The organism is Acinetobacter equi (assembly GCF_001307195.1).
GTDB lineage: Bacteria > Pseudomonadota > Gammaproteobacteria > Pseudomonadales > Moraxellaceae > Acinetobacter > Acinetobacter equi.
In genome coordinates, this window is record NZ_CP012808.1 from 2,702,804 (window position 1) to 2,715,738 (window position 12,935).

12 protein-coding genes and 1 pseudogene are annotated in these 12,935 nt (G+C 36.0%); 1 reads left to right on the forward strand and 12 read right to left on the reverse strand.

Going from position 1 to position 12,935, the window contains the following annotated elements:
* Positions 1-93 precede the first annotated feature (93 nt).
* Positions 94-819, forward strand: coding sequence for a class II aldolase and adducin N-terminal domain-containing protein (locus AOY20_RS12755; RefSeq protein WP_054582218.1), 726 nt, complete (start codon positions 94-96; stop codon positions 817-819).
* Between the two features lie 58 nt (positions 820-877).
* Here AOY20_RS12755 and AOY20_RS12760 read toward each other — a convergent pair whose 3' ends face one another.
* The 12 genes and pseudogenes from AOY20_RS12760 to AOY20_RS12810 all read right to left on the reverse strand — a co-directional run bounded on the left by AOY20_RS12760 (position 878) and on the right by AOY20_RS12810 (position 12,677).
* Positions 878-1,747: a phytanoyl-CoA dioxygenase family protein gene (locus AOY20_RS12760; RefSeq protein WP_054582219.1), complete on the reverse strand. Its 870-nt coding sequence runs from the start codon at positions 1,745-1,747 to the stop codon at positions 878-880.
* Between the two features lie 28 nt (positions 1,748-1,775).
* Complete coding sequence (locus tag AOY20_RS12765) at positions 1,776-2,612, reverse strand: ABC transporter substrate-binding protein (RefSeq protein WP_054582220.1); 837 nt, start codon at positions 2,610-2,612, stop codon at positions 1,776-1,778.
* Between the two features lie 172 nt (positions 2,613-2,784).
* Positions 2,785-3,549 (reverse strand): amino acid ABC transporter ATP-binding protein, encoded by a 765-nt coding sequence (locus tag AOY20_RS15195; protein ID WP_417855923.1) that lies wholly within the window; start codon positions 3,547-3,549, stop codon positions 2,785-2,787.
* 96 nt (positions 3,550-3,645) lie between these two features.
* Positions 3,646-4,296: pseudogene (locus tag AOY20_RS15200) on the reverse strand (amino acid ABC transporter permease); the annotation flags it as partial.
* Between the two features lie 159 nt (positions 4,297-4,455).
* Positions 4,456-5,589, reverse strand: a complete 1,134-nt coding sequence (argE, locus tag AOY20_RS12775) for an acetylornithine deacetylase (RefSeq protein ID WP_054582222.1) — start codon at positions 5,587-5,589, stop codon at positions 4,456-4,458.
* Positions 5,590-5,591: 2 nt separating this feature from the next.
* Complete coding sequence (locus AOY20_RS12780; RefSeq protein ID WP_054582223.1) at positions 5,592-6,572, reverse strand: LysR family transcriptional regulator; 981 nt, start codon at positions 6,570-6,572, stop codon at positions 5,592-5,594.
* Between the two features lie 32 nt (positions 6,573-6,604).
* The gene (locus AOY20_RS12785) at positions 6,605-7,276 is read right to left on the reverse strand and encodes a DUF1028 domain-containing protein (protein ID WP_054582224.1); all 672 of its coding nucleotides are present in this window, start codon (positions 7,274-7,276) and stop codon (positions 6,605-6,607) included.
* A 22-nt stretch (positions 7,277-7,298) separates the two neighbouring features.
* Complete coding sequence (locus tag AOY20_RS12790) at positions 7,299-7,712, reverse strand: RidA family protein (RefSeq protein ID WP_054582225.1); 414 nt, start codon at positions 7,710-7,712, stop codon at positions 7,299-7,301.
* 251 nt (positions 7,713-7,963) lie between these two features.
* Positions 7,964-8,179, reverse strand: coding sequence for a hypothetical protein (locus tag AOY20_RS12795; protein WP_054582226.1), 216 nt, complete (start codon positions 8,177-8,179; stop codon positions 7,964-7,966).
* A gap of 131 nt (positions 8,180-8,310) precedes the next feature.
* A complete protein-coding gene (locus tag AOY20_RS14960; protein ID WP_227510337.1) occupies positions 8,311-9,021 on the reverse strand; it encodes a hypothetical protein in 711 nt (236 codons plus the stop codon).
* An 83-nt stretch (positions 9,022-9,104) separates the two neighbouring features.
* Entirely contained in the window at positions 9,105-9,848 is a 744-nt protein-coding gene (locus AOY20_RS12805) for an SDR family NAD(P)-dependent oxidoreductase (protein WP_054582227.1), read from the reverse strand.
* Positions 9,849-10,037: 189 nt separating this feature from the next.
* On the reverse strand, positions 10,038-12,677 hold the full coding sequence (locus AOY20_RS12810) for a bifunctional aconitate hydratase 2/2-methylisocitrate dehydratase (protein WP_054582228.1): 2,640 nt from the start codon (positions 12,675-12,677) through the stop codon (positions 10,038-10,040).
* Positions 12,678-12,935: the final 258 nt, after the last annotated feature.

Sequence of the window (12,935 nt, forward strand, 5' to 3'; positions counted from 1 at the left end):
TTTTGAAATTCTGTGTTAGAAGTGTAGAAAATGCGATGCAACATCAACGAAAAAAAATATTACACTTTCCTTATTTTTCAATGGGATAAATATATGAAAAGTGAACTAGAAATACGCATTGATTTAGCAACTTCGCTTCGCTTAAGTGCAAAATTAGGTATGACTGAAGCTGTAGCCAATCACTTTAGTGCAGCTGTTTCAGAAGATGGAAAATCATTCTTATTAAATCCCAAATGGGTGCATTTTTCCAAAGTCAAAGCAAGTGATTTGATCTTAGTTCATGCTAATGATCCAGACAGTTTTGAAAAGGGAAAAATTGATTCGACTGCATGGGCAATTCATGGGCAAATCCATCAACTTAGACCAGATATCAAAGTAATCATGCATTTACACCCCATATATGCAACAACACTCTCTTGTTTAAAAAATCAAACCTTAATTCCGATTGAGCAAAATAGCGCACGATATTTTAATCGAGTGTCTTATGACACAAATTATAGTGGTATGGCAGATCAATTAGCCGAAGGTCAACGCCTAGCTGGCTTACTCAAGCACCATTCACGTTTACTGATGGGAAATCATGGCGTACTGATCGGTTCGCATGACATTGGTTTAGCTTTCGATGATATGTACACATTTGAGCGCGCTTGCCAAATTCTAATTCATGCCTATTCTACTGGGCAAACTCTAAATATTTTAGAAGATCATATCGCTGAAAAAACTGCACAAGATTGGGAAAAAATTGAAGACTTCAGTAAGGCACATTTTGAAGAAATGAAATCGATTCTAATTGCAGAAGCCCCAAGTGTAATAGATTAAATATTCCTTCTAAAACGTAAAAAGAGCTTCAAAAGAAGCTCTTTTTTTTGCCTTCAACTTATGCCATTTCCAAACCAGCTTGTTGTACAAAAAATGACGCACCTTTGGGTTTTTGTGGCAGTCTTAACTGATTTTTAGTCATACGCACTTGGCCACTTTCCACGCCATACACCAATTGACCTTGGTGAACACTTGGTAATGGGTTATCAGATAAAGCCACGGCATCTTCAGCAGCATAAACCGTAATAAACAAGTAACGAGGTAACTCAGTATTGTTTGCACCTGATGCATGTAGTAACCGCGTATGCATAAAGCACACTGAACCTGCTGTACCAATGCATGAAATATAATTTTGACAATGTTCCACCTCAACTTCAGCTTCTACTTTTCCTGTGAATCGACCATCTTGCCAGTGATTAAATAGCTCACCTTTATGGCTACCCGGAATCACTTGCAATGGTCCATTTTCTGCAGTGACCTCACCAACCATTAATAAAGCTGTGATCATGTCATCATTGGTATGGGGGGTAAATGGAAAGTCCTGATGCCATTTAACTGTTGTTGCAGTATGTGGTAATTTTGCATTTATTTTACTATGATGAAACCGTGTCCCACTGCCACCAATTAATTGCCCTGCCATTTCAGCCATATTCGAGTGAATTGCAGTTTCAAAATATGCATCTGAAATTTCGGTTGGTGAACTTACACGTCTTAGCGCAGGATGATCTTTGTCATGATCTGTAGGATCGACATCGAAACGAGGACGGCCATCTAATGTTTCACCATAAGCTTCGCTATATTGACGACTTTCATCAACCCATATTTCTAGTTGAAAACGTAAACCAGCTAATTCATCTGGACTCATCACATTTTCAACAACAAGAAAACCATTACGATGAAATTGTTCTATTTGCGATGTTGTTAACATATTCTTTCCTATCTATTCTGAATTTCAGTTATTTGTCCATTACTGCGGCAATATCTTCTTTTGTTGGTGCTTGTAAGCCATATGCGTTTAAGATTTTTTCAAAATCACCCGATGCTTTTAATTTATTTAAGCCCTCTTCAATCAACTTATAAGTCTCAGTATCTCCCTTACGAATACCAATCCCCCCCACTGTTGGAAAGAATGCTTCAGTTGATGTGATTTTGACTTTATCTGGTAAGTTTTTCACAGCAGCATTCATGACAGCAGCATCATCATACTGAATGTCTACAGCACGAGCTAATAAGGCTTGTGTAGTTTGTGGTGATGTTTCAAATTCACGAATCGTAATGGCTTTTTTACCTTCCGCTACACAACGTTCTTTTGAAATTTCTTGTACTTGGGCTGCAAATGCTGTGCCTTTCATCGCACCGACAACTTGACCACATAAATCCTCAGGACCTTTTGGAGTAAGTTCTGAGTCTTGACGTACCAGCAATGAAATATCCGTTTTGTAATATGGAATCATATCAATTTGCTCAAGGCGTTCTTTGGTGATGTACATTGATGAAAACAACACATCGAATTTTTCACCTTTTAAACCTGGAATCAAGTTTGCCCAACGTGTATCAACCCAGTCAGGTTTATAGCTTCCATCAAGTTCTGCAATTTTTTCCATAATCTCAACACTAACACCGCTTGGCACACCATCTTTTAAAAATTCATAAGGTGGGAAAGTTAAATCAGAGCCAACACTGACTGTCTTTTTTACATCTGTAGCTGTTGCAACAGAGTTTTCCTGTTTAGCACATCCAGCTAATAATAATCCGCTGACCAAAGCACTGATTACAGTATTTTTTCCTTTCATAAATCACCCCAAACTCAGTTGTGTTTTTTCTCTTATTTAAAATATAAAAGAATATGTTGATTAATCCGATTTGGATTTTTTTACCTAGTGCTTTATAAAAATAAAATTCTTGAATTCACACATCGTTAAAAGAAAAGCAGTCAGTAAATGACTGCTTTTATAAAAATTTTAATTAAGCTGCTCTGGCCATAAATTTATCTAATCGTTCATTACCTGCTTGTTTTAATGCATCAGGATGATCATTTAAAACAATGTGTCCACCTTCCATAAAGACGACACGATCTGAAACTTTAAAAGCAAAATGCATTTCATGCGTCACAATAATCATAGTTAAGCCTTCACTTGCCAACTCTTCGATAACTTTTAAAACTTCATTAACTAATTCTGGATCAAGCGCCGAGGTGGGTTCATCAAACAAAATAATAGAAGGTTGCATTGCCAATGCTCGAGCAATCGCAACACGTTGTTGTTGCCCACCAGATAATTGATGTGGATATTTATTGGCATGTTGCTTCATTCCCACTTTTTCTAGCATTGCTAGTGCTGTGATTTTGCTATCTAAAACCGTTCCCATATTGTGGTACATCGGTGCCAACATAACATTTTCTAAAATGGTTTTATGTGGGAACAAGTTAAAGCTTTGAAACACCATACCAATATTCACAATTTGTTTTTTATAATCCGTTGATTCGTCTGTTAATTCCTGATCTTTTAAAAATGGTTGACCTAGCAAATTCACAGTACCTTGATTTAATGCTTCAAGACCATTTAGAGTACGAATAAACGTTGTTTTTCCTGAACCTGAAGGTCCAATAATAGAAATCACCTCTCCCCATTTTACTTTTAAATCGATTCCTTTTAGAACTTCTTGTGTACCATAAGACTTGTGAATATTTAAAGCTTCAAGTGCATATTCACCCGGGCGCTCAACATTAATTTCTTTACGCGCTCGAACAGATGCTAATGGCAATTGATATAAAGGATCATTCTTATCTAACAAACCTGGTTTACGATTAGTAATATCAATTTTTCGCTCAAACCAATTAATCAACCATCCAAAAACAGTGACAATAAAAACATAATAGAATGCGACAGCTAACATCGTTTCCATCACTAAAAAGTTTTGGGTATAAAGACGTTGACCAACCAGTAAAATTTCTGTCAGTGAAATGACAGACACAAGAGATGTAAGTTTAACAATAGAAACGTATTCATTCCCTAAAGCAGGTAGTGCAACGCGAAATGCTTGAGGTACAACAATTAAACGTTGAATACCAGAATATTTAATCCCTAAAGCTTTACCTGCCTCAACCTGCCCTTTATGAATAGATGTTAAGCCACCACGGTGAATTTCAGCAATATAGGCCGCTTCGCTTAGGGTCATAGCGATCAACCCTGCTAAAAATGGTGATGCTAAAACTACGCTAGAACTTGGAAAAATTTGTGGCAAGTTATATACAAAGACCAATAACACCAAAAGTGGCAAACTTCTAAAGAACCAAATATAGATATCACTTGACCATGCCAAAGCCTTGAATCTAGATTGTTTACCTAGAGCTAAAACAAAGCCTAATACAATACCAATTACCCAAACTAAAACACTCAGTTCAATCACAGTCCAAGTTGCTAACCAAAATTCTCGATTCAATAATAAATCAAATGTATATGACCAATTAAAATCCATTCATAACCCCTAGTCGCATGATTCTTTTCTATTACATTTGTTATATCGGAATTTATAAAAATAAGTAATTTCGAAAATATGATGCATTAGCAACGTTTTTTTTAAGCAATAAAAAAGAGATCTATCTATACTCAATAGATCTCTTTTATTAATTCAACTTCAGCATAAACTTTCTACTAATTTTGCTAAAAAAGTGTCACATTCTTGCATTTGCTCTATCGCAACATATTCATTTGGCTTATGCGCTACCCCAATATCTCCAGGACCACAGACCACGACTGGACAATTCAATGCATTTTGGAATAATCCACCCTCTGTACCAAAAGAGATATTTCTCAATGAAGTTTCAGCAGGTAGTATTTTTTGAATAAATTGCACAGCTTCAATAGTTGCTGAAGTTTTTAAACCTGGGTACTGATTAACTTCTTCAACATCTATATAAACTTGAAACTGTTGTTTTATTTTTTCTAAAATTTTCTCCTGAATATCACTGCTTTTATCTTGTACTAAATGACGAATCTCATAATCGACAATACATTGGTTTGGCACAATATTTAACGCTGTCCCACCTACAATTTTTCCGACATGCACCGTAGTATAAGGAATATCGTACCCTATATCTTGATGCCCTTTTACACGTAGATCATCTTGTATCTGCTGTAAAGATTCAACCAATTGACTCGCAACATGAATCGCATTCACATAGCGAGGAGCAAGGGCTGAATGACCTTCCTCACCACGACATTTCGCACGAAAAACAGTTTTACCTTTATGTGCTAATGCCAATTGCATCATAGTCGGTTCACCTATGACACATAAAAGTGGTGATACGATTGTAGATGCTAACTGTTCCAAAATTCCACGAACACCAATACATCCAATTTCCTCATCATAAGATATACATAAATGTAATGGTCGTTTGAGTGATTTCTGACTTGCATCAAGCATAGCCATGATTGCACAGGCTAAAAATCCTTTCATATCTGCTGTGCCACGACCATAAATATGCTCATTTTTAAAGGTTGCCTCAAATGGAGGGCTATCCCATTGTTGACCTTCTACAGGCACTACATCTGAATGTCCTGATAATAAAATACCAGGTTGATCTAATGGCCCAACACTAGCCAATAAATTAGCTTTCGTTTTGTCTTCATTAAAATTGAGTTCAACTGATATCTGATTTTGCTCAAAGACAAATTTTACATATTGGATTAATTCAAGATTCGTTTTATAAGATGTTGTGTCAAAACTGATTAATTTTGATAAAAGCGAGATTGAGCTAAGATCACTCATCGTTAGACCTCTACCGCAGCAGCTTTCATTTTCACGTGCGGATCAAAGAAATGGGCATCTCCCATTCCAGGAATATATTGATTAGATAAAAAGGCACGACAACGACTAATAAATGCTTGTGCAACAGTATTTAAATTGGCATTTTTAGCAGTTGCTAAACCGATTTGCATTGGACGTTGCTCACCCGCAATTCTTAAACGCACTAAGCGTTTACCATCAAGCGAATAATTATTTTTTGGCCGAACATTTAAAATGGTATAACCTAAATTATTGGCAACCATTGAACGAACGACATCGACATGACGTGAAGAATGCTCAACTTTTGGACTTAATTTGTGGTTACGAAATAAAGAAATAAAGTAATCATTGCTGTATGGTAAATCGAGCAATACCATCGGATGCTCAGCTAACTCTTCAAGTGTAACTGCCACATTATGTGCAAGAGGATGTGCTTCGCTTACTAATACATGTGGAGGAAGCATAGCCAAAGGTTCAAAGTGAATTAAGTCATGATCAATATTTAAATCGTAGGTAAGTACAACATCCAGTTCATTTCTCACCAAACTATTTAATAGAACTTGTTGATCTTCTTCACATAAATCTAAAGTGACATTTTTATATAAATTCACAAAACCATGAATAATTTCTGCATAAATCATCGGCGAAAATGCAGTAAAACAACCTAGTTTCAATGGACCACGTATAGTTCCTGAAAAGTCAGCTGCAAGTGCATATAAGCTATTGGCTTGGCTAAGTATATATTTACATTCATGCATGACCTTTTCACCAATATTAGTCAAGATCAATCCCTTAGCATGTTGACGGATAAATAGTTGAACCTGTAATTCAGATTCAATATGAGCGATTGCAGCAGAAATTGATGGTGAAGAAACATGAATTTTTTCTGAAGCAATAATGATGCTACCGCTTTCTGCAGTAGCAACAAAATATTGCATTTGGCGTAATGAGATTCTGTTTAGCACGCTTATATCCTTGATCAGCGCTTATTGAAGTCTTATCGATCGCCAGCCACTCCGTAGCTTGGTGAACTAGAAGGATCTAAGGCACGAACAACATAGTCTTCAACTTGCGGCTCATAAACTTTCCAAAGTTGATATAAATCTTCAATTGGGGTTTCCGACCAATCAACTCGTAAATTAATCACAGGCCATTCGAGTTTATCTACAACTAAAAGACCTGCTGAATGAACTGGACCAGCTTCGCCACCTGCATCCAATCCCGCTTTTAGTGCAAGCATAAGACGTTCAGCCAAGCTTCCTACTGCTTTTTCAAAGGTTTCTACCATCACTATTGGGATATCTTTATTTTTCAAAAGATTTCCCGCACCAACAGCATGCTCACCTACGCACTCTGAATGCACACCTAAAGTATATTTGCCACTAAATACAGCAGGTTTTTTATCTGAATTAATTACACTTAATTGACGATACTCAATAAAGTCAGTGTTTTTGATCAATTCCGAGATAGATTCTTCTGGTGCCAGATCATATTTGGTCATATCTAGCAAAATGCTTGCCAAGTATGGATCAGTAATGTTCTGTGATGTGGCAACCCCTACACCTGCTTTAGCTTGAATGCACCTTGCTGCAACAGCTGGTGAGGAAGAACTAATTGCTCCTCCAAATTGCCCTGTTTTATGGCACCGTGCGATAATTGAAAATGTCATATACAGTTATCCTTTTATATAATTAGTCAGGAATCACTGCTGTTGCGTCAATTTCGACCAACCACTCTGGACGAGCAAGTGCTGAAACAACAATACCAGTCGAAACAGGAAATACGCCTTTCAACCATTTACCAACTATACGGTAAACATCTTCACGATAACGTGGATCAATGATATAAATTGTGATTTTGCAAATGTCTTCAAGCTCACCACCTGCTTCTTCTAGTAGCATTTTAATGTTATACATCGCTTGTTCTGTCTGGCCTGCGACATCACCAATACATACACTTTCAGAAGTATCAAGATTTTGACCAATTTGCCCACGCAAGAAAACAGTACTGCCACGAGCAACAACTGCTTGGCATAAATCATTATCTAAGTTCTGTTCTGGATAAGTTACTTTAGTATTGAATGTTCTAATACGTGTATGTTTCATTTAAGATGCTCCTCTATTGGTACATCTTCAGTATGAATTAATCTTATTGGATGGCAATTTCTCTTTTCTGTGCTACTACTTCAAAAAATCCTTATCATATAAATATATGATGAATTTTTTAATTGATAAGATGTAAATTGAAAATCTATTCACTTGAACGAAAAATGGAATATCTATTAATAGCACTCTCACATTAACTTTTTAATTTATGCACGAGTAATTTAAGTATCATCTATTATTGATAAAATATATTATTCAATATCATAGACCCAATTTTGAGCTTGTTGGTCAGTAGTCGTTTCACAAACATAGTAGTCATGATTCCATGAGTCTTGATGAAATATCTCTTTCTTAAAGTAAGTAACTTTCTTACCATTTTCAACACAGACAAAGCTATCGCCTTGATCTTTAACTTGGGTTCCGTTGAGGAAGCCACCAATACAGAGGAAGCGGGATTGTTTAGACATTTTTTAAATTAACTTCTTTAAAACTTTAAATCACTAGATACAGTCATTATAAATTTTTATTATTTTTTTTAATATTAATAGTTAAAAAAGAGTTTATTATTTAGCTCTTTTTTATATCACTTACTAATTATTTATCTAACTTTCAATTCTAAATCAATTTTTAGACGAACTTTTTCTTCAATGTCTTTCACAATGAAGTTTGGCGCAATATTAAATAATAACATTTCTAGTAAATACGGTTGCCTGCTAACACCATATACATCAACCGACAGCTGCTTTATCAATTTACAATATGCATGATATGCAATTTTATGACTGCGATATGTATATTTTTTACTACTTAATCTAAATATTGTTTGCATATCGTATTTGATCAACTCACTGTTACGCCCTTGTGGTTGTGTAAATAGCTCAACCTCTGGTGCATAATTAAATAAAAGCCAATTAAGAGCGTAAATAACACGTGAATCATAAATAACATATTCAGTAGGATTAATAAAAGATGCAACTTTTGAAAACGAAGAAATTCGCTCAAATGAGTTTTTTGTTAATGATTTCTTATCCAACTCTGTTATGAATTTTAAAATTTTAGTGTCATTCACATTATTATGTTTAAATGATGAAATACCACCCCATTCTTGAATTATCCAATAATAAATTGAGATACAATTATCTTGCTCTAGGATTGTATGCAAATATTCTTTTAAATAAACATTTCGATCAAAATTTGATTCGATATCATCTGGAATTTTAACTGGGCAATTGTCTGGAATTTCCCAATTATAAGTTTTAACATCATATTTTACAGATAACTCTTTTAATACCGAAATTAATTTTTGCATATATATTCTTTCTAAAAATAAAAAGCTAATAAATTTATTCTGACTTTTAACTTATATTTATTTAACTTTCAAACAATTATATTTTACTGCGCAGTATATCCACCATCCACTGCAATAGCCGCTCCATTGACAAAAGACGCTTCATCACTCGCAAGAAATAAAACCACATTTGCCACTTCTTCAGGCTTTCCAAAACGTCCTATTGGGTGCAAATTAACAAAACTTTGCTTATATTTTGGCTCCATTGCACTTAATAATGGCGTATCAATATAGCCTGGGCAAACAGCATTTACTCGTATACCACGCGAAGCATAATCAATGGCTAATGTTTGAGTTAACAACTTAACTCCTGCTTTTGCCGCAGCATAAGCAGTCACCGCATGCTTGCCAACAAAGCTATGTACAGAACCACAATTTACAATAACGCCTTTCATTTTATTTTCTAACCAATATTGAATTGCATATTTATTCAATAAATAAACCGAATTTAAATTGGTATCAATGGTATCTTTCCAACGTATAAAATCTAATTGATCAATAGAATCATCATTTGCAATTCCCGCGTTTGCAAAAATAATATCGAGTTTATGAAATTTTAAAATCGTAAATTGAATAAGGTCTTTATTATCTTGTTCCTGACGTACATCCATTTGAAAAAATGCCGTTGTATATCCTTTATTATTTAATTCTTCACTTAATTTTTGACCTTGTTCACAACAATCTGCAATTACTACTTTTGCACCTTGTTGACAGAAATTATTTACTGTTGCAAAACCAATACCACTTGCTCCACCTGTCACAATTGCAACTTTAGAATCGAATTTCATAGATTTCCTTTAAAATTATTTTGTTATCTACTATTTAAAATACATAAGGATTAATTAAATTTATTTTATTTCACACATTCTTATTTTAAAGAATAAAAAAATAAGGGCTGAATTCTCAGCCCTTATTTTATGCTAATTAAAGTAGAAAAGTATAGTTTTACATTTTTATAAAACCATACTAATCAGCACTTAGGTTAATTGTGCAGTTGCAATTTTCTTAGTATCAACGTCTTTAGCAGCATCAGTATATGCTTCCATTTTGTCGAAATTCATATATTGATAGATATCTGCAGACATGCTGTCAATTTGAGCAGCATACTGTTGATATTCTTCTGGAGAAGGTAATTTACCTAATACAGCTGCAACAGAAGCAAGCTCAGCAGAAGCTAAGTAAACGTTAGCACCTTGACCTAAACGGTTAGGGAAGTTACGAGTAGATGTAGATACACAAGTGGTGTTCGGAGCTACACGTGCTTGGTTACCCATACATAATGAACAACCTGGCATTTCTGTACGAGCGCCAGCTTTACCATAAATGTTATAGAAACCTTCGTCCATTAATTGACGCTCATCCATACGAGTTGGAGGAGCCAACCATAAACGAGTAGATAAAGAACCACCAGGTACTTTATCAAGTAGTTTACCAGCTGCACGGAAGTGACCAATGTTAGTCATACATGAACCAACAAATACTTCGTCAATTTTCACGCCTTGAACGTCAGATAACAATTTCGCATCATCTGGATCGTTTGGACAGCAAAGAACTGGCTCAGTAATTGTTGCAAGGTCAATTTCATACACTTTAGTGTATTCAGCATCAGCATCAGCTTTAAGAAGTGATGGATTTGCTAACCATTTTTCCATGTTTTCAACACGACGTGCCATAGTACGAGCATCGCCATAACCTTCAGAAATCATCCATTTCAACATTGTAATGTTTGATTTAAGGTATTCAGCAACTTTCTCTTCAGAAAGCGTGATTGCACAACCAGCAGCAGAACGTTCAGCAGATGCATCAGAAAGTTCGAATGCTTGCTCAACAGTTAAGTCAGTTTCCATTTCTGTTAAGTCGATTTCTAAAATACGACCAGAGAAGATGTTTTTCTTACCTTTCTTCTCTACAGTTAAGTCACCTTCTTGAATCGCAACGTAAGGAATTGCATGTACAAGGTCACGTAATGTGATACCAGGTTGCATTTTACCTTTGAACTTAACAAGAATAGACTCTGGCATGTCTAATGGCATAACACCAGTCGCTGCAGCGAATGCTACAAGACCAGAACCCGCTGGGAATGAAATACCAATTGGGAAACGAGTATGTGAGTCACCACCAGTACCAACTGTATCTGGAAGAAGCATACGGTTTAACCAAGAGTGAATAATACCGTCACCTGGGCGTAAAGATACACCACCACGGTTCATGATGAAATCAGGAAGCGTGTGTTGCATTTGAACGTCAACTGGTTTTGGATACGCAGCTGTGTGACAGAAAGATTGCATTACTAAGTCTGCAGAGAAACCTAAGCAAGCTAAGTCTTTTAATTCGTCACGAGTCATTGGACCAGTTGTATCTTGCGAACCAACAGTCGTCATTTTAGGTTCACAGTAAGTACCTGGAAGTACGCCTTGACCTTCAGGAAGACCACAAGCGCGACCAACCATTTTTTGAGCCAATGTGAAACCTTTACCAGTTGCAGCAGGCTGAACTGGAGTACGGAATAAAGTTGAAACTGGTAAACCTAATGCTTCACGTGCTTTAGTTGTTAAACCACGACCAACGATTAAGTTAATACGACCACCAGCACGTACTTCATCTAGAAGAACTGGAGTTTTAAGGTTAGATTCAGCAATTTGTGCGCCATCTTTGAATGCAGTTACTTTTGCAGCAGCGTGATCGATCTTAAGAACGATTTCGTCACCCATGTTCATGTTTTGAACATCAATTTCTACTGGTAATGCACCCGCATCTTCCATTGTATTGAAGAAAATCGGAGCGATTTTAGAACCTAAGCAGTAACCACCGTCTTTTTTGTTTGGAATGAATGGAATGTCATCACCAAAGAACCAAAGAACAGAGTTAGTTGCAGATTTACGGCTTGAACCTGTACCAACAACGTCACCAACATAAGCAACTTGATTGCCTTTAGCAATAAGCGCTTTAATTTGGTTTAACGGACCAACTTCACCTGGTTTTTCAGGGTTAATACCATCACGTTCGTTTTTCAACATTGCATTTGCATGTAATGGAATATCTGGACGACTCCATGCATCTTGCGCAGGTGACAAATCGTCAGTATTTGTTTCGCCAGTTACTTTGAAAACTGTAAGTTTAATTTCTTCTGGAACGTCTGCACGGCTTGTGAACCATTCAGCATCAGCCCAAGATTGCATAACTGCTTGCGCATTTGCATTACCAGCTTTCGCTTTATCTGCAACGTCATGGAACGCATCAAACACAAGAAGTGTTTTTTTCAATGCTTCAGCAGCAAGCCCAGATAATTCAGCATCATCTAATAATTCAACTAAAGGAGCTACGTTATAACCACCAAGCATAGTACCTAGTAAGAAAACCGCACGCTCTTTAGAAACTAATGTCGATGTCGCTTCGCCTTTTGCTACAGCAGTTAAAAAAGCAGCTTTTACATAAGCAGCTTGGTCAACACCCGCTGGAACACGGTTTTCTAACAAGTCTACTAAAAATGCTTCTTCACCTGCAGGTGGATTTTTTAATAATTCAACTAATGCAGCAGTTTGAACATCATCAAGTGGCTTCGGTGGGACTCCGAGTGCGGCACGTTCTGCAACGTGTTGGCGGTAAGCTTCTAGCACGGTGTAATTCCTCTTTTTTAAAAAATTATTTGTAAATTCCTACTTATAAAACTTTACAAATAATATGGACTCTCAAATTTTACTAAAATTCGAGTCAAAAGTTAATGCAAGTAAAGTGTTTCTTTATGATGCCCATTATTTTTTAACTAAATGATGCTCAAATCGACTATTATTAAATCAATTTTGGCTCAAATTGGACAACAAACCCACCTTCCAAGATTTTTTAACACGAACTAAGCCAGAAAAAAGGCAACATAA

Excerpts from the sequence above, each read along its gene's own strand:
- argE (WP_054582222.1), bottom strand. The coding sequence starts at position 5,589 with ATGAGTGATCTTAGCTCAATCTCGCTTTTATCAAAATTAATCAGTTTT.
- AOY20_RS12765 (WP_054582220.1), bottom strand. The coding sequence starts at position 2,612 with ATGAAAGGAAAAAATACTGTAATCAGTGCTTTGGTCAGCGGATTATTA.
- AOY20_RS12795 (WP_054582226.1), bottom strand. The coding sequence starts at position 8,179 with ATGTCTAAACAATCCCGCTTCCTCTGTATTGGTGGCTTCCTCAACGGA.
- AOY20_RS14960 (WP_227510337.1), bottom strand. The coding sequence starts at position 9,021 with ATGCAAAAATTAATTTCGGTATTAAAAGAGTTATCTGTAAAATATGAT.
- AOY20_RS12805 (WP_054582227.1), bottom strand. The coding sequence starts at position 9,848 with ATGAAATTCGATTCTAAAGTTGCAATTGTGACAGGTGGAGCAAGTGGT.
- AOY20_RS12790 (WP_054582225.1), bottom strand. The coding sequence starts at position 7,712 with ATGAAACATACACGTATTAGAACATTCAATACTAAAGTAACTTATCCA.
- AOY20_RS12785 (WP_054582224.1), bottom strand. The coding sequence starts at position 7,276 with ATGACATTTTCAATTATCGCACGGTGCCATAAAACAGGGCAATTTGGA.
- AOY20_RS12755 (WP_054582218.1), top strand. The coding sequence starts at position 94 with ATGAAAAGTGAACTAGAAATACGCATTGATTTAGCAACTTCGCTTCGC.
- AOY20_RS12760 (WP_054582219.1), bottom strand. The coding sequence starts at position 1,747 with ATGTTAACAACATCGCAAATAGAACAATTTCATCGTAATGGTTTTCTT.